Origin of the sequence: Methyloprofundus sp., assembly GCF_965251085.1 — a bacterium.
Lineage (GTDB): Bacteria > Pseudomonadota > Gammaproteobacteria > Methylococcales > Methylomonadaceae > Methyloprofundus.
In genome coordinates this window covers 4,046,452-4,068,497 of record NZ_OZ252594.1, presented here as the reverse complement: position 1 = coordinate 4,068,497, position 22,046 = coordinate 4,046,452, and the positions used below count along the sequence as shown (strand labels likewise).

The 22,046-nt window shown below is 44.5% G+C and carries 13 protein-coding genes; 5 read left to right on the top strand and 8 right to left on the bottom strand.

Translation table 11 applies throughout. The features are described from left to right. Positions 1–690: 690 nt before the first annotated feature. Both ACQY3F_RS19155 and ACQY3F_RS19150 read right to left on the bottom strand, forming a co-directional pair. Positions 691–2,445, bottom strand: a complete 1,755-nt coding sequence (locus ACQY3F_RS19155) for a putative transposase (protein WP_428357615.1) — start codon at positions 2,443–2,445, stop codon at positions 691–693. A 38-nt stretch (positions 2,446–2,483) separates the two neighbouring features. Then, entirely contained in the window at positions 2,484–2,948 is a 465-nt protein-coding gene (locus tag ACQY3F_RS19150; RefSeq protein ID WP_428353676.1) for a hypothetical protein, read from the bottom strand. A gap of 183 nt (positions 2,949–3,131) precedes the next feature. Here ACQY3F_RS19150 and ACQY3F_RS19145 point away from each other — a divergent pair, with 183 nt between their 5' ends. After that, on the top strand, positions 3,132–5,153 hold the full coding sequence (locus ACQY3F_RS19145) for an IS4 family transposase (protein WP_428356633.1): 2,022 nt from the start codon (positions 3,132–3,134) through the stop codon (positions 5,151–5,153). Between the two features lie 308 nt (positions 5,154–5,461). Here ACQY3F_RS19145 and ppk2 read toward each other — a convergent pair whose 3' ends face one another. Next, positions 5,462–6,247, bottom strand: a complete 786-nt coding sequence (ppk2, locus tag ACQY3F_RS19140; protein ID WP_428356632.1) for a polyphosphate kinase 2 — start codon at positions 6,245–6,247, stop codon at positions 5,462–5,464. 407 nt (positions 6,248–6,654) lie between these two features. Further along, complete coding sequence (locus ACQY3F_RS19135) at positions 6,655–9,192, bottom strand: plasma-membrane proton-efflux P-type ATPase (protein WP_428356630.1); 2,538 nt, start codon at positions 9,190–9,192, stop codon at positions 6,655–6,657. A 794-nt stretch (positions 9,193–9,986) separates the two neighbouring features. Between ACQY3F_RS19135 and ACQY3F_RS19130 the strand changes: the two genes are divergently transcribed. Next, entirely contained in the window at positions 9,987–11,219 is a 1,233-nt protein-coding gene (locus ACQY3F_RS19130; protein WP_428356629.1) for an NAD-binding protein, read from the top strand. Positions 11,220–11,386: 167 nt separating this feature from the next. Here ACQY3F_RS19130 and ACQY3F_RS19125 read toward each other — a convergent pair whose 3' ends face one another. The 3 genes from ACQY3F_RS19125 to ACQY3F_RS19115 form a co-directional block, all read right to left on the bottom strand. Then, on the bottom strand, positions 11,387–12,553 hold the full coding sequence (locus ACQY3F_RS19125; RefSeq protein ID WP_428356628.1) for an efflux RND transporter periplasmic adaptor subunit: 1,167 nt from the start codon (positions 12,551–12,553) through the stop codon (positions 11,387–11,389). 285 nt (positions 12,554–12,838) lie between these two features. Then, complete coding sequence (locus tag ACQY3F_RS19120; RefSeq protein WP_428356627.1) at positions 12,839–15,946, bottom strand: efflux RND transporter permease subunit; 3,108 nt, start codon at positions 15,944–15,946, stop codon at positions 12,839–12,841. Between the two features lie 327 nt (positions 15,947–16,273). Continuing rightward, on the bottom strand, positions 16,274–17,635 hold the full coding sequence (locus ACQY3F_RS19115; protein WP_428352972.1) for an IS1380 family transposase: 1,362 nt from the start codon (positions 17,633–17,635) through the stop codon (positions 16,274–16,276). A 176-nt stretch (positions 17,636–17,811) separates the two neighbouring features. Here ACQY3F_RS19115 and ACQY3F_RS19110 point away from each other — a divergent pair, with 176 nt between their 5' ends. Continuing rightward, positions 17,812–18,567 carry a hypothetical protein gene (locus ACQY3F_RS19110; RefSeq protein ID WP_428356625.1) on the top strand — a complete coding sequence of 252 codons (756 nt, stop codon included), beginning with the start codon at positions 17,812–17,814 and terminating at the stop codon, positions 18,565–18,567. A 35-nt stretch (positions 18,568–18,602) separates the two neighbouring features. Further along, the gene (locus ACQY3F_RS19105) at positions 18,603–18,806 is read left to right on the top strand and encodes a hypothetical protein (protein WP_428356624.1); all 204 of its coding nucleotides are present in this window, start codon (positions 18,603–18,605) and stop codon (positions 18,804–18,806) included. Between the two features lie 247 nt (positions 18,807–19,053). Here the strand turns inward: ACQY3F_RS19105 and ACQY3F_RS19100 are convergent, their stop codons facing one another. After that, the gene (locus ACQY3F_RS19100) at positions 19,054–20,874 is read right to left on the bottom strand and encodes a VCBS domain-containing protein (protein ID WP_428356623.1); all 1,821 of its coding nucleotides are present in this window, start codon (positions 20,872–20,874) and stop codon (positions 19,054–19,056) included. Between the two features lie 553 nt (positions 20,875–21,427). On the opposite strand from ACQY3F_RS19100, the gene ACQY3F_RS19095 reads away from it, so the two are divergent. After that, positions 21,428–21,871: a hypothetical protein gene (locus ACQY3F_RS19095; RefSeq protein WP_428356621.1), complete on the top strand. Its 444-nt coding sequence runs from the start codon at positions 21,428–21,430 to the stop codon at positions 21,869–21,871. The last annotated feature ends 175 nt before the right edge of the window (positions 21,872–22,046 follow it).

The window sequence follows — 22,046 nt, the reverse complement described above, 5'->3', positions numbered from 1 at the left end:
CCAAGCGCCGACCAGTTCATAGCGCTGGGAAGGCCGTTGTCTTGTGGGAAGAAACGGGTAAATGCACCATGAGAGCAGCCGGGGTAGGGGTCCTTGCACGCAGAGAAAGGTTTGTAGAGATAACGTCGGGAAGATCCTACTTCCAGCAGGGGTTGACAGCAACCTGCAAAGACCTTATGTTCAAGGTTAATTCCGTAGGCATAAGGAGGATTTAGGATTGTCGCATGAGTTCGTGTGAGCGATGAAGGCAGGGTAACTCCTGCTGACGGGGTGCTGGATGCCTCGGTGTGAAAGGTAACGCCTTGAACATGCAAAGGGACTCTGGGCGCTTGATAGCCTCTTGAGTACTCGGACAATGTAAGGTCGAGGAACATATTAAAGGTAACCTTGGAAGTAAATTAAGGAGCAGAGGGGTGTATGTGAGTCAACACTTAAGCTTCATGCTCTTTGGGAAGGCGACTGAAGGTATTAATCAAGGTCAGAACCGGACTCGGGAAAACCGACCGTCCGGGATCGTAGGCAATGTCATTCACTTAAATACAAAAATAACAAAAAAAAATAAAGTGATTAAAACTCATAAGCTTAAGCAACACTTTCCTCAGTTACTTTTTGCCTTGACTATATCCATCTAATCTGCCAACATAAGCATCAGACATCTTGATTCAGACGAAACTAATTTGAGACCATTTCCTAATTTTTTGCGGATGAAGTCAGCTCATAAATTAAGCGCAGATCGGTTCCTGGATAATTGAGTTCCGTTTGATTGAGTTGTTCAAATAACTTTTCTATTGCTTTATTACTTGCAGGTCGGGAAGTACTATGCACACGTATCCGAAGTTGTTTTTTTACTTCATCGGGTAATATATCTGCTTCTGTCACAAACAGCGTTTGTAATAGTTGCCTTGCCATCGGAAAGTCGATTGTCGGTGAGGTTAGCAGAGCGGCCATTGCTGTTTCTGCCCGATAAGCGATCATGTTGACAGTATCTATCAGCCGCTTTTTCCCTGGCAGAAGCTGTTCGAACTTATCTTCGTCTCTCAACTCTTGCCAGGTAATGTGTTTGGGCGTTTGGCTTAGTTTTTCCTTGATGGTTTTTAGTTCATTTTCATAATGCTCTATTTCTTCGAGTAATTCTGCTCGTTTTCTTTCCCATTTCTTGTATTTCACATCTTCCGTTTCATCTTTTTTAATCACCGGATGAAGTTCCATCGCTGCAAATCGAGATAGACGGTAATTGAGTTTGGATTGTATCGAATTACGCTGTCCTTCCTGTTGGCGCCTATCAGGGTTGACCACCTTTTGGGTATCGGATAGTGGCTCTATTCCATACTCCTGTAGCATATCTAGCCCATAGTGGTGCTTCATATATCTAAAAAAGTTCTCTTGGCACCACCGGCTAAACATTCGCCCAGAAACAGCCGTCAATTCTAGTTCATAGGCTGTGGTAATAATACTGGTTTGGTGACCAGAATCAGTCAACTTGCGCACTTCTCTCATCCACATCGCCTGTTTTTTGGTTCCAACCAGACTGCCTCGTTCGGCGAGTTTCATGATGACTTTTTCACCACTCGGTAGTGTGATCTCCTGACTGGAAAAATTGTCCAGTGGCCAATTTTCGGTGGGAAATTTATGATAGGTCATGCAAGCGACACGATGCTTGTCCCACATCTTTCTAAAGAATGCGGGGCTATAGCCTTCTCTATCAAACACCAGGATAAAACGACAGGCTTGTTTGTTTTGCTGTAATGCTTGTGCACTCGGTTGATTCGGAATGTCTTTGAGTAATCGGGGGACGATATCTTCTTCCAGCGTTTTTAGTAAGCCCGGATCCACCGTTTTTTCAACGACAAAGAAGGGACGCCCCGTACCATCATTAACCCAGTAGTCGGTGATACCCCGTAAGCAGAGTTTTTCGCGTGAAACATGCCGTTTGGGAAGTTTAGTCAAGTGTCCATGATAGACACGGACATGACCATCTATGTAGAGTGTTCCTGCTGCCTCTGGTTCATTTTCCATCCATTGTCGACTGAGGTCGGCCGCCCAGCTTTCAACTGATTCTGGATCAGACAGTCCTTTTACTTTGGTTCTTAAACAGCGCACTTCGGGAACCCGATCCAGGCCAAGTAGTTTGCCGAATTCACCCGGTGCATGCTCGCGAAGTTGTTCGGCATTTTTGATGCGACATAGTCCCATAAAGGCGAGTAGCAATAGGATATGAAAGGTTTGATAATAACCTGTCAGTTTGCCAAGGTGGTGCTCAATGTCATTTAATAAGCCATTGCTAAGTAACGCGGGCAATGCACATAACACACCGCCTTTAGGAACATCTAAACAGGATTCGAATTCGATTGAGGCTCCCTTTTCCTGCTCACCCAAAGCCGCCTGGATTCGCTCTTCTACTCGAGTGCAGGCCGTACCGAGTGACTCGGCTGCACTGGCATCAATAATATCACGGGCTGATTTGGTACTGCCATCATTGGGGTCTATTGATACGGCAGACTTTTTTTTAAACGTCCATCACTGATCGCCTTGCGAAAGGTATCTGCCCGGATGCCTAATTCTTTAGCGGCTTCGTTAGGCGTCATACCTTGATCCAGATATTCCTGAGCTTGCTGCAAAACCTCAAGCGTAAAGAGTGGTCCTCCCTTGCGAGTCGGGCGAGGTTCAAAAAACGAATCAGCCCCTTTTTCTCGTAGTTGCCTTAATGAGCGCATAACACTACTTTTAGAGACACCAAAGGTTGTAATAATATCGATTGAACGACAGGAGCCGGTATTGATGAGTTGAGAGGTGTGAAGTCTAAATAATCTCTTATTGTCAGCCTGGTGAGAATAGATCGGGATACCGCCGAGGAAATAAAACCACTCATCATTTCGGTTATCAACACTGACCTGACCATTTATAATAGTCGTACCCTGAGGAATTATTGGGAGCATGAGTTGCTGCATTAATTGAATACCTCGTATGATATGAGGGCTTAGTTTAACCTAAATGAGTACCGTTTTCATTTCTTTAGCTGAAAATATCAATCATTTGACAATAATTCCCTAACCCTTTAATTATATTGCCTAGTTTAAGTTTTAATGGATTTCTTTCAGGATAGCGAATCAAGATGTCTGAAGCTGGAAAAATTGGGCTATATCAGCTTACCGGTAAAACGCGTTCAAAAGAAACGCGAATCAAAACCGATCATCTGGACATCACAATCGGTTCCTGGTGTACCTATTGAATGTGAGCTCAGTTCCTTGGGGCCTATAGAATTAGAGGTTGTCACAGATAAGGCGGATGTCGCGCTTTGGAATGAGCTCGTTGATCGGCATCATTACCTGGGTTATCGTCATCCTATCGGTGCGGCCTTAAAATACTTTATCATCTCCAATACACCGACACGACAAATCCTGGGTTGCCTGCAGTTTTCAGCCTCTGTCTGGCACCTGGCTGACCGTGATCACTGGATTGGCTGGCAAACGAAAGATAGGGAGCAACGCTTAAACCTGATCATTAATAACACCCGTTTTTTGATTTTACCCTGGGTCAAAGTCAAAAATTTAGCCAGTCACGCCTTATCTATCGTGACTCGTCAAATTGCAGATGATTGGGATAAAACGCACGCTTACCGCCCCGTCTTGATTGAAACCTTTGTGGACACCACGCAATACCACGGCACCTGTTATCTCGCTGCTAATTGGTCACATATCGGTGAAACCAGTGGCAAAGACTGGCAAAAAGCGACGGATAATAAAGAGGGCACCATTAAGAAGTTGTTTGTTTTTCCGCTTAATCCACACTTTAGAGCCGTATTGAAAAATGAACCTGTCAGCCAAAAAAAATCGATCATTGATGACGACTTTTTAAACTTATGGGGCAAGGTTGTCAATATCATCTCTGAGGTGGCTCTTGCCTACGATGCCACCTGGCAAAAACGCAAACGGGTGATAGACTCATTATTACTGGTTTTTCTTATTTTTCGCCTGGTTTTTTCAAAAAACACACAGAGCTATGGCACCACCATTACCGAATTCTGGCACAATTGCCATCGGATGAAGTTTCCCTTGCCCCAAAAACAAGCCATTTCAGCCTCATCCTTTACCGAGGCACGTAAAAAACTGAATGAATCCATTTTTATCGAGTTGAACCAGCGCATTATCCAGGCCTGTCCTGAGAAAACATCAGAACGCTGGTTGGGACATCGCCTGTTTGGAGTGGATGGTAGCAAGATCAATCTGCCCCGAGAATTAATCAAAGCAGGTTATGCCACACCACAACAAAACAGCCATTACCCACAAGGCCTGCTCAGTTGCTGCTATCAACTTAAATCAAAAATCCCCTATGATTTTGATCTGGTCAGTCATGGCAATGAACGCAAGTGTGCTTTGGCGCATTTACAAACACTAGAGCCAAATGACGTTTGCGTCTATGATCGCGGTTATTTTTCTTACGCCTCTTTATCCCAGCACATTCAAGCGGGCGTACACCCTGTTTTTAGAATGAAGAGACACGCAGGAAAAGCGATTGATGAATTTATCGACAGTGATAAAACGGATGAGATCATTACCCTGATGCCAACAAAAGCGCGCCAGAGAGAGATCAAAAAAGAATTTCCTCAGATGATCTTTGTACCGCTAAAGATACGTCTCATCAAATATGTCATTGATGGCACGAGTTACTGTATTGGCACCACGCTAATGGATAAGCAATACACCATTGATGCGTTGAAATCGGTCTATCATGATCGCTGGGGCATTGAGGAGCTTTATAAAGTGAGTAAAAACCTGATTGAGGTTGATGATTTTCATGGGCGCAGTGAGCGCACGGTCAAACAAGAACTGTACGCTCACTTTGTGTTGATCACCATGAGTCGACTCTGCGCGAGGGCCTCTGAGCATTTACTGGCGAGTTTGCTGAATCTTCCTGTCGATGAAGAATCAGAGGCAGAGCAAACCATTCAGGTGAACTTTAAAAATACATTAACGACCGTAGCCCGACATCTTGAGGAGATTTTGTATGCACCCAGTATTTACATCAATCAGGTGATGACTGAGTTGGTTTGTTCAATTTCACGTTACTATCACAAGAAAAGGAAGGGGCGTCATTACGCAAGAGAATCGAAACAGTCAGCACAGCAATGGAATACGCGGAGAAATAGCGCTTGATTTTTTAACATAAGAATGTGGGTTGGGTTGAAGTTTATCTGATTCTTAACCGAATAGGAGTGTTTCTTAAACGAATGACATTGGGATCGTAGGGGGGCTTGCGGAAACGTGATGTATGGTCAATAGCTATTTGCTACTAATCTGGAAACAGAGGATACCATGGATAAACTATTGGCCTAAGCCTGCGCGCGCCGTATTTCTACCCCGACCGCCTGTTTTCCTAACACGCTGGTGAAGCCAAAATCCTGCGCCATACTTTCGGGTATTTTAAACCCCTCATTCCTAAGCGCTGTTTTACTTGTACAGCATTAAAATTTTTCGGGAACAAAATTGTAGTCATAATTGATCGGTTGGTATTTACTCTTGTGCATTTTTTTGATGGTGGGTTTTTTAAAGGGGATTTTTTTATAAGGAATCCGACTGAGTAGGTGAGTAATACAGTTCAAGCGAGCACTTTTTTTATTATCTGAATTGACCACATACCAGGGGGCTTGCTTAGTATCGGTCGCCAAAAACATTTTATCCTTTGCCTCGGTGTATTCATCCCATTTCTCTTGTGCCTCTAAATCCATAGGGCTTAGTTTCCACTGCTTCCGTGGATCGTCTATGCGTTTTTTGAAACGCTTGGCCTGAACATCCTTACTCACTTCAAACCAGTATTTGAGTAGGATAATGTCATTATCAACAATGGACTGTTCCATAGTGGGTGTGCGTTTCAGAAAGCGGTGATATTCTTCATCGCTACAAAAGCCCATAACGCGCTCAACACCTGCCCGGTTATACCAGCTGCGATCAAACATAATAATTTCTCCAGCAGCGGGAAAGCGTTCTATATAGCGCTGAAAATACATTTGAGTTTTTTGCCGCTCAGTAGGAGCGGGCAGGGCGTTGATGCGAAATATGCGCGGGCTAACTCGTTCAAGTATACGTTTGATCACACCCCCTTTTCCTGCTGCATCGCGGCCTTCAAATATAATGATAATCTTCTGCCCGGTAAACTTTACCCATTCCTGTAGTTTGCAAAGTTCTACCTGCAGCTTATATAGTTCTTGCTCATATTCCTGATTTCTGAGTTTCTTTTTCTGTTTGGACATATTATTTTCCTTTATTTTCAGAGCAGCTGATCGCATAACTTATATTTTACATACAATCAATAGGTTACTGTTTTAGCATGGTATCTTTATTAATACCACAATTTGCATTTATCATCTCAGCGAATATGTTTATTGGCTTAAGTTCAGCCCCCCTGAACTCTAGGATAATAACTTGATGCCAATGATTGATATGTAGGTTGGCGCTGAGCTTGCGAAGCCCAACAATCACTGTGCAATATCATGTTGGGCTTCGTATACTCAGCGCCAACCTTGCACTTTAGTATCATCTAATTATCTTGTGAAAACGGTAAGCTTTTGATTTCTTTATGTCGAGATCAGGAGTTCTGATGTTGCTGATTAATATTATTTACGAAACAAACTAACAAGGGTGTAAAAATACAGCAATATTAAACAACCAGGCGTTTTTTATCACGAGCAAGCTTACGCAAAACTGCCAGTTTCACCTGATCTAAGATAAACATCCAGACAAACATATACAACCACACCATACCTATAATGGACCACGGAATTGCCGTGACAAACCAGCCAAAACCGCACATCAATACTGCTAATGCCTGAGTACCAACTATGGCAAGAAACATAACCCAGGCTGGCCACGGAGGACTAAAGAAATAGCTACGCGAACGCACGATGAATAATAATAAATGACCGCCTGCAACTAACTGAAGAAATACTATAGTTTGCAGTTGGTCCTGAGTAAGCCGGATCCAGGATTGCCATTCCGGGTTACTCAGCCATTCCATACCAATCATCAACAATCCAAAAGTCTGTATCACTGATAGCAAACCCATAAAGCTGGACCCAAGTAATAATCTACGCATATTCCAGCGCACAGGCTCTTTGGGTAGCAGAGTATTGTCATATGCGATGGTCATAATGGGCACATCATCTAGCAGAGCCAGGAGTATGATCATTACTGGCGTTAAGGGCGAGAAGCCAAAGAAAATGGTGGCTAGAACGACGACAAACATAATGTCCAGCGTCATCGCAACACGGAAGATAATGTAGTTGATGATACGCTCGAAGATCATTCGCGCTTCATCAATCGCATCAATAATAGTCGATAGCCCAGGCGTCGTTAATATTAGAGCGGCTGCGGCACGAGCTGCATCAGTTGCACCACTCACAGCGATGCCACAGTCTGCTTGCTTGAGCGCCGGTGAGTCATTAACCCCATCACCGGTCATAGCAACGATATGACCTCTATCTTGCAGCGCCTTAACGATAGCGTATTTATGCTCCGGGAATACCCGGCCAAAGCCTTCAGCTTTTTCTACACATTCGCTGACCCGATCAGATAAATGGCTCATATCCATATCTTTATTGAACAGATCGCTAGCAGCTTGTAAGTGGCTCCCAATACCTAATTGTTCGGATATTTGACTGCCGATAGCAATATCATCGCCGGTGACCATTTTAACGCTTAGACCATGCTCCTTGGCTCGTTGAATGGTTTCTCGGGAGTCATCGCGAGGTGGGTCCAGCATGGAAAGAATGCCCAGAAAACTCCAGCTTTTTCCTTCATCTGTAGATTTTGCGACTGCCAGGGCACGCATACCTTTGGATGCAAGATCAGTGACTGCTTGTTCTGCTGTGGTTTTGGACTTAGTATCAAGAGCGCACAGGTCGATAATCACTTGCGGAGCACCCTTGGTGAATTTTAGTGCATTTCCCTGTGCATCGGTCACATGACCTTCGGTGCGTTTGCCGACGGGATCAAAAGGCACGAATTTGCTTTGCTTGTATTTATCCAGTACTTCAGGTTGTTTTAATCCAGCAATCACCGCTTGGTCGATAACATCATCGCCATCGCGCTGCGATGCTAATGCGCCACCTAAAATCAGCGTTTGCGCATCCACTTGCCCAAATAGAATAGGTTCGCCCAGAGTTAATTCATTTTTGGTCAGGGTTCCGGTTTTATCCGAGCAGAGTACATCGACCCCCGCTAATTCTTCGATGGCTTCCAGGCGCGAGACGATGGCTTTTTTCTTGGATAAGGCTAATGCACCCAGCGCATTGGTGACAGTCATCACTGTAGGCATGGCAACTGGAATAGATGCAATCAGCAATACCAATACCATACGCAGAATATCCACCAGCTCTGACCAATGCCAGTTATGTGCTACCACGATGTCGCGGTATAGTTCAAAGCCGACTAAAATAAAAGCCAGGATTAACGAAAGAATAATTAGAAAATCGCCAATCTGTGCAACCGCTTTTTGCGAATGTGTCGCTCCCTGACCTGCGGACGCGACCAGGCTGGCTGTACGCCCGAAAAAAGTATTATTGCCGGTGCTTATAACCACAGCTGTCATTTCGCCTTTTTTGGCTATACTACCAGAGTAGCCGCTATCGCCCACTTTTTTACTCACCGGTAAAGATTCACCGGTGAGAGCAGCCTGGTCGATACTGATATAATCGCCAGCGACAAAACGCACATCCGCTGGAACAACTTCACCCAATTTAATACGTATGATGTCTCCTGGGACAACTTCTGCTGCGGCAATCGCCACAAATTGTCCGTCTCTTAATACTCGCGCTTTAGGTGCCATCCCCGCTTTCAATGCTGCCAGGGCATCGGCGGCTTTACGTTCCTGCCAAAAACCAGAGATAGCGTTGTACATTAATAGCGTCATAATAATGGCAAAGTCTGTCCAGTGACCTATCATTGCAGAGAGTATTGCAGCGACTTCAATCATCCAGGGAATAGGGCCCCAGAAATACAAGAGAAATTTCATCCAGCCGCTGATTTGTTTGCTAACCAGCTCATTGCGACCAAATTTTTCTAGTCTGGCATTCGCCTCTGCTGAACTGAGCCCTTCTGGGCTGCTTGCTAGTATTTTATAGATATCAACCAGGCTGGATTTTTCCAAGTCTTCACTCTTTGCAGGGTCACTTGTGTCTGCTTGTTGCTCTTGATACATACTCTCACTTCTTTAAAATATAGGTATCAAATACCAAACATGATTTTTTAATACTAGACTTAAATCAATATAAATTCAAATGACTTTGACGGTAGGTCTTGATTTCAGCTTACTAACTAACCGGAGTTTGTAGGCTAAGGCGAGGCTCTATTTAACTGATTAATTTAGGTTAAGGCTCCTGGGAATAAATAAACGTCCAATATTTAGGCAGGATTTTTGTTTGTCATTAGTGCTGTAGCAGTAAGGGCATAGCTGGCTACGTAACTATTGCTACAGTGCGAATGAAGCAAAGTTGGACGATTATTTGTTTCCAGATGCCTAAGTGTCAGTCATTGAGAATGAGTTATGCTTTATTTTCCATGCGCAAGGTTAAAACCTTCGCCTTTCAGGCGAACAGATTTATGCCAAATGTTATACTTAGGAATAACATTTTAATTAGACTCAATACGTTGTGTAGCTCGTATGGAGCATGCGGAATACGGGAAAGTGGATGCACTGCAATTGCTGTATTACGCAAGCTTCATACAGGCTATATTCTGTTGATTTTAAACACAATAGGGTGAGCCTAAATAACCGAGCTATTCGCCCTGTATCTCGACTTTCAGTCGCTAAGCTTTCAAACCCACCCGTCTTTCAGCGGATGGTTGTTTATTTGTGGGCTTGAACCTTGTAGGATGTATTAGCTGTGTCAGGGCGGTGGTCATAGCTTACACCGCGAAGTATAAGTTACTTTTTTGAGAAATATAATTTTTCCAGGGTGTTAGACGGTCGGTAAGGAGTAAAACTGATTTATTATGAATTTTATGCTGCGCTTTGATCAATATAAAAAGTTATTTCTGCAGAGAAAAAAAGACTTATCTACCAGAATATGGTACCCGCAAGTACCTCTGTCAATTGCGGTTGCTTTGATTGGTTTAATGTATCTCTCGCCCTTGCTCAACCATAAACTAGGCTGGCAATTTATTTCCGCTTATGCCGGTTTGAACCTGGATAGTTTTACTCTCTGGGGTGTTTCTCAAACCACCGTCGGGATACTGTTACTGGTTATGTCATTAGGTTTGTTGTGGCGTTCGCGTATAGCATGGGCTACTTGTGTGTTTGCAATTTTTATAGGTGTGTTAGTGCAATGCAGGCTTGCTGAGTCTGCCGGACATTGGTGGAGAATAGCATTTGACGGGGGATTATTGCTGGTGTTGTTACCCGCATATGACCGATTTGACCGTCACAGTATTGCTCTGGGCACAGTGTTTGCTCTGGCTTCCTTAGCCATTTATATGGGCTTTGCAGTTTTTGGTACTTATCATATTGGTGATCAATTTTCCCCGACAATTAATGATTTGAACACCGCTTTATACTTTGTTGTCGTGACCATAACCTCTGTTGGCTACGGCGATATTACGCCCAGTACTATGGAAGCGCGTGTGTTTTTAATGAGCGTGATTATTCTAGGGATTGCGGTTGTCAGTACAGCAGTCGGGGCAACGCTGGTGCCGGCTTTTATCAACCGAATAGAAAAAATAACTGTCAAGAGAGAAATAACTATGGAACGCAGTAATCATTATATTATCGTCGGTTTTACGGCGCTCGCTAGTAATACCTATCGTGAGTTGACCGTTCGAGGTGAGCGAGTCACCGTTATCCTTGCTTCCACGACTGAATCGGAAGCGCCCAGATTTGCCGATATTGATGTTGTCGTAGGCGATGCCAGTGATGTCAACACCCTGAAAGAAGCAGGGGGAGAACAGGCAAAAGCAATTCTGGCTTTACTCAATGATGATTCCGAAAATGCCTTTGTCATTCTTGCCGCAAAAGAACTAGAGGGTGGAATCAAAACAGTGGCAGCGGTTAATGATGTGAAAAACATGAATCGAATTCGTAAGGTACACCCTTATTTAGTTATTGCGCCTCAAGTGCTAGGGAGTGAACTGTTGACCATGGCATTAACTGGAGAAAAAGTGGACAGCTCGACGATTATGCAACGCTTGATGGGCCAGGCTGAACGAGTTTCTGGCAAAGAAACAAAATAGCAAGGAGGCTGTCTGAGAATAGAAGCCGTAGCGAGAGAAATCTGGTCAAAATCAGCTTTTCCGCAGTAGATTTTCTATTCTCGGACAGCCTCTCCTAGCAACGAATCAAGTATGACTCAGTTATTCCGGATCCTGTTTTATAAAAAAACTCAATCTGGCCGATAAGATCATTTAGCCGCTGGTTTTTTGGCATCAGTTTTTTTAGTTTCTTTGAGTTCAGCTGGCTTAACAGGCTGCACCTGCACCCCGGATTTCCTTATCTTCTGTAAACCCTGCGAAATCACTGTTTCACCACTTTTTAGCCCTTTCTTGATCACCCAGTATTGTTGGTAAGCAAAACCCTTGGTCACCATCCGCTGTTCTACCTTATTGTCTTTACCCAGGACATAGACAAAACTGCCCAGCTGCGTTTCTAGCAGTGCGGTTTGTGGAATCAACAACGCATCGGGAAGCTTGCCGACAGTCAGGTTTATCGGCACATACTGTCCAGGTATCAGCATTAACTCCAGATTACCTTGCTTGAATTGATCTAATTTTCGGTTGGGAAATATCGCCCTTGCAGTCATTGTATCGGTATCGGGGTTATAACTGCCGCTGGTATAATCAACATGCCCTTGCTCAGGATATACAGTCCCGTCAGGCATGGTCAAGGTAGCGGTAACATCACTGCGATGCTTTGGTCCCAGGCCTTTTTCTGACAATTCCTGGACAGTAAAGGTATCAAGCCGGCTCATGTTGAAATAAACATAAACTGGATCCAGCAGGGTTAATATCGTCAATTCGGTTGTCTGAGCAGAAACGACAGCGCCTTTGTAAACTTTGGTATCCTGTATATAACCATCAAATGGCGCGACTATGCTGCAATACTCTAGATCCAGTCTGGCTTGTTCAGCATCTGCCTTGTCCTTGGCTACACTGGCAACAAATTCATTTCTCTTGCTTACCGCAGAATCCCGCTTTTCTTTTGACACAAAGCCCTTTTTCGCTAATGTGTTATAACGCTTTACTTCGCCGTTCCAAAAGTTAAGAGAAGCCTGGTCTTTATTCATTTGCGCTTTGGCAGCATTCAATTGAGCCTGAAAAGGGCGTGGGTCAATTTGATACAGTGGATCACCGGCTTTCACCGAACTACCCTCGGTAAACAGACGTTGTTGGATATAACCCGAAACGCGTGGCTTAATAACCACTGTTTTAGATCCTTTTACGGTTCCGGAATGCTGCATAATAATCGGTACAGTTTTCTGTAGCACTGGCATAGCAACCACCTTTGGCGGTGGCGGCGGTGGTGCTGGTTTTTCTTTACCGCCACAAGCAGACAGCAGTAATGTCAACACTATGCTGCTTAGTAATTTTAGGTTGATGCTGTAGAAATGTTTAGGCATTACATTCACCAGAGATCTAGGAATTAACATATTGTGTAAGTAATATTATAGGTTGGATAAATAATTTACCATGAAGAGCATGAAGGACTTTAAGATATTGCTGTATTAACTTCATGTTTTTATTGGAGGGTTTTATGACAAAGATTGCGCATTGTTCGACAATTCGCCTTGTCTTTTCCCTTCACGCTCTTCATGTCCTTCATGGTGAAAACATTTAGAAACTATATGGACCATTAATCATGTTGACTTCCGTTCCCGAAAGCGCTCAATAATAATATAAAATAAAGGCACAAAGATGATCAACACGGTAGCCAGAGTTAAGCCACCCACCACAGCGGTACCCAATGAGCGGCGAGCATTAGCGCCAGCGCCACTGGCAAACACCAGCGGCATCAAGCCAAGTATAAAAGCAAATGCCGTCATCAGGATCGGACGCAGACGGATACGTGCTGCTTCCATTGCTGACTCCAGAATACCTTTGCCACCATCATGCAGATCCTTGGCAAATTGTACGATCAGAATGGAGTTCTTGGCCACCAGACCAATCAGCATCACCAGACCTATCTGACCATAAACATCCAGGTTCATACCGCGTAGTGCCAGCGCCCCGATGGCCCCAAGCAATCCTAATGGGATGGCCAATAAAATCATAATCGGCATAGACCAGCTTTCATATTGCGCCGCCAGCACTAGAAATACAAAAACGATCGACATTGCAAAAACCAGCGGCGCCATATTGCCGGCCTTCTTTTGCTGATAAACCATATTAGTCCATTCATAACCGAAACCCGCCGGCAAATAGTCCTTCGCCAACTGTTCCATCGCAGCAATTGACTGCCCTGAACTATAGCCCGGAGCAGCGCCACCGTTAACCTGTGCCGAACTGTATTCATCGTAATGGGGGATATTATAAGGTCCGACGATGGTCTTTATAGTTACAAACGCACTGAGCCGGATCATTTCTCCTTCGCTGTTACGTACTTGTAGCCGGGAGATATCGCTCTCACGATACCGGGCATCTTTTTTCGCCTGCAGATAGACGCGATACACCCGGCCGTATTTATTGAACTGATTGACATATAACGACCCCAGATTAATTTGCAAAGTATTGAAAATATCGTCCAGAGAAACACCGCGAGTCTTGGCCTTTACCCGGTCAATGTCTATAAAACGTTGTGGCACCTCCGGGTCAAAGGTAGTGTAAACCTTTGCCAGCTCAGGACGTTTATTAGCCTCGGTGATAAAGTTCTTAACGACTTTGGCCAGTGCTTTTTCCCCCAGACTATTGAGGTCCTGGATTTCAAAGTTGAAACCACCGGTGGCTCCCAGCCCGGGAATCGATGGCGCATTGGCTACCATGATCATCGCATTGGGAATTTCCGCAACTTTGGCCTGAATATGCGCCATGATCGGCTTAAGTTGTGTGTCGTCACTCTTGCGTTCAGAATAGGGTTTGAAAATCACAAACGAGAAGGCCGCAGCGGGATCCTGAATAGCATCGACGATATTGTATCCCGGTATGGATTCGACTGTGTCAACGCCAGGCGTGTTCATTGCGATCTTGTTTATCTGCTTCACTACTTGCTCTGTGCGTTGTATGCTCGCCCCGCCGGGTAGTTTGGTTAATACCATGATATAACCCTGGTCTTCTTCGGGTACAAAGCCGCCTGGAACTGACTCGAATAGCAGCAGTGCCAGAACACATAAGCCGACAAAGGCAAGTCCAACCAAAATCTTGACCTTAGATAGCGTCTCTACCAGGTTGGCATAGCCATTGGATAATTTGTCAAAGCTAGTGTTGAAAGCGCGAAAAAAACGATTTTTTTCACCTTTCGCCGGTCTCAGAAAGGCAGCAGCCAATGCAGGGCTTAAAGACAGGGAATTAAAACCGGACAGACCGACTGATATTGCAATGGTCAGGGCAAACTGGTTATACAGCTGACCGGTCATGCCGGGGATAAAGGACACTGGCACGAAAACCGCCATCAGTACGATGGTAGTAGCAACAATCGGTCCACGCACTTCTGCCATAGCCTCCTCGGTAATTTTCCTCATATCGATATTGTCTTCACCCACATGGGCTTCCAGGTGGCGGTTGACGTTTTCCACGATAATGATCGCATCGTCAACCACTAGCGCAACGGCAACCACCAGCCCGAGCAGACTCAGGTTATTGATGGAGAAACCGAAACCCAGCATGAAGATAAAAGTACCAATCAGTGAAACCGGAATGGCAATGGTTGGAATCAGCGTGCTGCGGAAGTTTTGCAGAAAGACGAACACCACCAGCATAACCAGCAAGACGGCCTCTATCAGCGTAATAACCACTTCACGGGTGGATTCTTTTATGAACTGGGTCGTGTCATGGTTAAGACTCCATTTCATATCGTCCGGAAAATGCTCAGCCAGGCCTGTCATTGTCTTGTTTACCGCACTGGCGATATCAATTGAATTGGCATTGGATAATTGGAAAATTGCCACCGCAGCGGCGGGTTTGTCATTCATGCTGGTTGACCAGGAGTAGTCCTCGGCTCCCAGCTCTACTTGGGCTACATCGCTGATGCGTACCACAGTGCCATCCGAATTGGCACGAATCACGATATTTTCAAATTGCTCTACGTTATCCAGACGCCCCAAGACATTAAGCTGTAAATCAAAAGCCTGTACGTCTAGGGTTGGTGGAGCGCCCAACTTGCCCGCCGCCGCCTGATTATTCTGTTCCTTGATGGAATTTTCCACGTCCATTGCGGTCATGCCCATGTTGGCCAGTCGCTCTGGATCCAGCCAGATACGTATCGCATATTTACGCAGACCGAAATTGTTGATCGTCGCCACACCCGGAATACGAGCCAGCGGGTCGCTCAAATGAATATCAGCATAATTCTGCAGAAATGCCTGATCCAGCGTACCTTTAGGTGAAGAAAGATTAACGATCAGCACGATATTGCTGGATTGCTTGGTGATCGTCAAACCTACCTGATTGACTTCTGGTGGTAGCTGAGATAACGCTTGGTTGCTGCGTGTCAGAGCTTCCATCTGGGCAATGGATTGATCATAGCCCACATCAAATGTCATAGTAATACTTGAATTGCCGTTATTGGTACTATTCGAGGACATGTAAATCATCCCCGCCGCACCATTAAGCTGTTCTTCCAGTGGCGTGGTCACGGTTTTAGCGACAACATCGGAACTGGCACCAATATATTGCGTGGATACCTGTATCTGCGATGGTACCATCGGTGGATACTGGGCTATCGGCAATTGCAGCATGCTGATTACACCCGCCAGAATCATCATCAAGGCTATAGACGCGGCGAAGATGGGGCGATTAATAAAAAAATTCATTTATGGGCGTTTCCTAACTTGTGGCGTTACATCCTTCGCATTAACAACGGGGCTCCGTTATTTTTGCATTATAACGTTATTTTATAATTATACCTAAATCCTGCAAGCCCATATTTTGACTCTCATTAACCTGTCTAGCTAAGTGGTTATTAGGTTTTTACTGCCGCTTTGCCAGCCCTCTTTGTCCAACCGATCAAAATATCCAGATTTAAATCATAAATAGAGGAAATTTTTTGTATCGTATGGATATCCCCCGAGCCCAAGGCAATAAACACCCTGCCAACGTGCCATGACCTTTTAATCAAAGTGACTTAACTTCGGTTAATGTTAAGCGAGTAACCCCACCTTAACCCAATCATCCCATTCCTGTGGATAGAGCGGATCTGCAGGTGTTCTGACTCTCAGCTGATTATTGCCTGTGAGTAATTTTCCAGCCACCCGAATCAGATAAGTACGAAGTGTATCCGGCTCCCATTGGCACAACGTTTTGTTGCCACTCAATTGAGCCATCCAGCGCACGGTATTGTAGGCAAGAACGGCGCAATGAAATAATGCGGCATTAGCCAGAAATTGATTCGTTCTGATTTTACCTAAACCCATTTGTGATTTTGCTTCTTCAATCCATGTTTCGCACGTCGCTCGTTCACCATACTTCTTATGTGTTTGCCAAGGCGATAGAGGTTCAGTTGTTACATAACAAAAATAGTCATATTCTGCCGTATCCCAAAGCTCGGACTGAGGTCCTGTCACTTGTTTAGGTTGCTTTATCCTGACCGCGACAAACTGACGAGAGCGAGACCAGCCACCACAACGATATTGAAACTCGCTCTGCTCCCAACCGGGTCGGCCTTGTATGGCTGTCCAGGCCTGTTTGGCCAGCAATGCGTTCAAATTCTTAAGTTTAACCTTTATTAGATACCCATGCCCTCTGGTATCGAGAAATTCAAGCAAATCACCGACAAAATAACCACTGTCACCGCGAAAAATAATGCGCATCCGATTGGGCAAGTGTGCAAGTAACTGTTTGGTAAATTCTACAACACCATTGCTTGTAAAGGCATTGCCTGTCCGGAACCAGGCTTGTAAAATTTCTTTTGTTTCCGCTAGAAAAGCGAGTTGTGGATGGTATGAACGGGCACCTTTCTTTTTGGGGTTGAAGCCTTTGGCACTTCCTTCTTGTCGACCACAAACGGTGTCCACAGTTGAATCGACATCGACCCACTGGACGGATTGTATGCCAGTTTTCGATTTTCCGGAACGAAGCAATCGCCGCCAGTGTTGACCACGCAAAGTATGCGTGAGCGTTTCAAACTGGCTTATCTGCCTATCACTTACTTCTTTAAAGATCCGTAAAATTGTGGTTTCAACAGGAATCTTTATCCAGCCAGCTACTTTGCGCAGTACGCTATCTGCCCATACGGTCGTCACCTTTGCCATTGATGTTGCTCCCCCCATCATGCCAACCAACGTCAATAGAACCACATCAGATAAGTGATGGTCTGCATTTTCACCCCGCCGATGTGGAACGCTTTGTTTTACGGTTTTTTCAAAACCTATCCTGTCTAAATATTTCACGACGGGAATCAGTCCCGCCTGGCTTGTCAATCCATGTGCTGTAGATGTCATTTTTACCGTTCGGGTACGGTTTCTTACGTGAGATGAGGATTTTGATACTTTAGAGGGCTTCATTAAAACAATGAGATAGTGAAATCAGGAAAATGATATTATATCATTGTTTAATAAGGAGTTTTGTGGATTATTATGTATAATGCTTGCAGGATTTAGGTTATAGGCTTGTTGCTTGCTATGCAGTTTTCGCAAACCACCTGTATAATTTATTATTAATTATCCCCACGGAGAAAATAATGCCTCCACCAGGCACTGCTGGTCGAATCGAAGCCCACGATCCTATCGAACACCAGGAAGCAGACGACCAGTTCGATGTACTCTTTCGCCAGATGACACCGGGGGCATTTCATAGCCAGACAGAGTATGTCCAGGTTAATGGCATACTCTTTTACCGGGAACACTGGGCCCCGAACGTGATATCCACTGGGATGACACCAGAAGGTTATTTTATATTTGGCGGCACCCTATCATCGCCCTCGGGGAAATCAGTCGACTGGTGTGGAGTTGATGCCAACCGTGAGCAACTCGCCTTTGGCCTCCCTGCTTCCGAAATAAACATCATATTCCCGCAAGAAACCTGGCATATCGCTCTGCTCGTTCCCTATCACCTTATGCAACATTACTTCGGTGATGAATTGATCGCATACACGTTAACATCCAAATCTTATCACCTGCAGTGTAAACCACAACAGGACAGTAACCTTTTAGCCCGACTGAACCACATGGTCAGTAAATACCAGGCGAACCCTATATTGCTGACTGATACTCTGGAATGCAACGCTGTCGAATTGCAACTGATGGACGATCTGGCTGATTACTTCGTCAACTTCCACACAAAGGCTAACCACCCACCTTCAAGCCAGCGCCGTAAACTGTTGCATCGCGCGATCAATTACGCCGAGAACCTCAGTGGAAAAATAACGGTACCGGAATTTGCACTAGCAAACGGCATGAGTCAGCGCTCTCTGGAACTGACTTTTCAAGAAACATAGGCATCACACCGCGCCAATATCTGCAGAGGCACCGCATGCACAATGTGCATAGTGAGTTGCTAGGCAGCGATGCAGAATCCACAACGATCACTAAAGTTGCCACACATTGGGGCTTCACCGAACTGGGCCGTTTTGCCGTCGATTACAAACAATTCTACGGCGAATCGCCTTCTTTGACACTCAAACGCCGCAAAGCTTCCCCGAAAAAGCGGCTAAGTGATATTATGCTTGGCAAATAGCAATACCCTCCCAGCTCCTCATACTCTACCACTCAGTTAAAGGTAGGGGCACAGGATGTGCTGAGGAACGAAGCGCATCACACAACATATGCATGTTTTTATTGGGTAGAAAGAGAGTGTCTGCTTTTTGGTAGGTATTGAACCCCATCACAACATGCAGGCGACTGAGTTCTTACGAAAGATGCTTGCAAGAGCGGCCTTTAACCGCTAAAGGCCGCTCCTGCAGTGCTTGCTTGTGATGTGTTATTTATTTAATCTCTATGATACTAACTACATCAAACCAGAAGTCAGTAGTTCCATTTGTGGTGTGATATTGCAGTATAACTGAATAGCCTATGCCACTATTAGTGTCGGTGATACGAGGAATTAAGACCTGCTGATTTTCAGGGTTATAAGTTGCATGGTAAGCGTCTGCCACTTGTTCAACTGTTAGTTCTTCAATGGCCGACATAACAAAACTAATACCACTATCGGAACTGCGCGAATCTCTGCCTGTTTCCTGCAATCTGGCTTGATACCGTTGTTCGCCAATGGCTACTTCTGGGATGGTTAATTCACCAGTTGTCAAGTTAAAGCTACCCGATCTTGCTATGGCTTCGGCTGTATTTAAAGGGTTCAGACCAGTGCCGGTAATTTTTATGGCATACTGGTCGTCACTGTTAGGGAATGCGGTAATAAACTGCTCAGTAGTTGTATAAGTTTTTGCTTTGCCTTCAGCATCAAGCCCAGATGCTGCAAGGTCAGGCCGCTCCAATACGACGGATCCAGATCCACATTTTGTATCATCAGTTCCAGAGTTTCCATTGCCACGTAATGGAGATGAAATAGCAATCAGGTAATTTCTTGCGCCGGGTGGTACACCAATATCAACGGTATTCAACGTATCAAAGCAAGGGTCGACTATACCGATTAATGCTCCGTCAAAAAAACCTGCTCTATAAGCCAGATACATGTGGTTTGACGATCCTGCGTTAGACGAGATAATAGTATTGCCGAGTAAGTCTTTATCGGTACCGGTTTCATCTACCCAGCGACTAAATTGAAAAGTTCTCAATTCCATGGCCGGAGTCAGTAGGTCTGGGTCAAAAACATAAAGTACCCAGCTTTTTTTACCGAAACAGCTAGCTCCCTGAGGGCAAACTTCCAGAGTAATAATTTCATCTCCGGCACTGCTTAAAAAGAACCAGTCTTTATCGCTCGAAGCATATAAATGGCCTTTAATATTTCTGCCCGAATTAAGCGGAGTTGCTTGTGCAGATCGATTATTAAATTCCACATCGACATTATCGTAAGGCACGTCATCAGGCTGGTCAAAGATAGTGTCTCCATTGGAGTCAACTGGATTGCCGATAATGGTGACCGTTAATTTTGCAGTGGCACTTTCTCCAGAGTTGGCAAAATACTGGTAGTTAAATTCATCGTTGACAATCTCGCCTGCCGTTAATGCCACGACGATAGACGATGTTTCATATAGCTCATAGGTGTAACTACCATCTGATTGTAGAATAAATAAGCCATAATCAGTACTTGGTGTACTGGTAAGCACGACGTAGTCACCATTAGTATCATTATTAGTCACATTGCCAGTAATTGTAGGGATCTTGTTAGGAATGGCAGTATTAGTGTCATCTCTGGCAATGGGGGCAGTAGAACCGCCAGTCAAGTTGGGGTCAGCATTAACATCAATAATTAATTGAGCAGTATCGGTTTGGCCGGAACTATTTGCATAGGTGTAAGTGAATCTTTCGTAACTCACACCTCCCGGTGGTAGGCTGGCACTATCTGTACTTGCGAAAAGCTGGTAGGTATAATTGCCAGCAGTGTCGAATGAAGTAATTGAGCCGAACTGACCCACCCAGGATTGTTCCAGTGTGGCGATAGACCCGTATATATCATTGCCAGTCACATTTCCGGTTGCTGTGGTAAAGACTCCGATGACAGTAGAAATATGATCATCTTTAGCTCGTGGAGTGCTAGCAATAGGGGCCCCGTTAATATTTATGGCATAGGCATCAAATGAACTAACTAGAATAAGTGCGGCTAATAAAGAGGTGTGTTTTATATGCATAAGAGGAAATTTTGTGTGAAACCTTGCTGGCCAAGTGTGTTAATAAGAAGTTTAGTTTAAATTTATTTATAGTCAAGTTATGAACTGACCTCTTAGTCGTTTTAAATTTGAAAATTTAAATGTTATCAGCTAGTTATATATTTTTTGTTTGGGGCGATTCATCATTTATTGCTAATGCCATAGTGATAAAGTGGTTAATGCCGTGTTAAGATGCGTTTCGAGTCTTGATACTACTCTAAATATTTTGATAGTGTGGTGCTCCAGTCTTTGGCCTGGTTAAATGTCAAGAGCTTATAATTATTAGGGTGGGATTGTGTACTATACTTCGCGCGGCCACGACCGCGGATTTCTAGCGGCTGAGTTTTGCCGATAGCTACGTTGCTGAAATCATTACGTAGCCAGCTATGTGCTGGTTTCAGCGCCCCGTATCAAGTACGGGGCAGGCTTTGCTATCGACAAAAATCAGCTCACTATATTCGCCGCATCCGTGCCGCGCGAAGTATTCATATAGTGTAACAGCATCCATATTGCTTGAGAAAAAGAGGACATAATAATGATAAAAAAATCTTTAAAATTTGTTTGTTTAATAGCCAGTATAGGTTTTGTAAACTCTGCTTTTGCTTATAACTCAGGAAATACTGAGCAAAATTGTAAAGACCCGAAGTTTAAAACCTTTTTCCCTGCGCATAAATCAGAAGTTGACCCTGAGTCAGAGATTTCTTTCACGGTTTCTGGGTACGCTGATCCGACTACGATCAAAGCAATGGCTAAAAACGTGCCATTAGAGCTGACTATCGTTGATAAAAATAGTTTTTATGCTGTTTCAGCGAAGCTACCTGCATCCTTAACGGGAAAGTATGCTCGTATTCATGTCAAAGCGCATAATTCCGTAGAATGTAAATCTAAGGATGGCTGGTTGATCAAAATCAGGGATAAAGCTGCAAATTCTGAAACAGTAGCAGTTGAAGCTACAGCTACAGAAGAAGCTAGCGAGTAAAGTCGGGGAGCAGTATTATTTTCTTTGTCATTCTAGATCGGCAGTGATAACGGCATGGTGTTGATTTTTTGGTAACTACTCAGGCAAGCTGAGTAGTTACAGCAAAATAAACACAAGGATGGGCAAAGGGTTTCATCCGTGCTCATCAACGAAAACATGATGGGCACGTCGTACC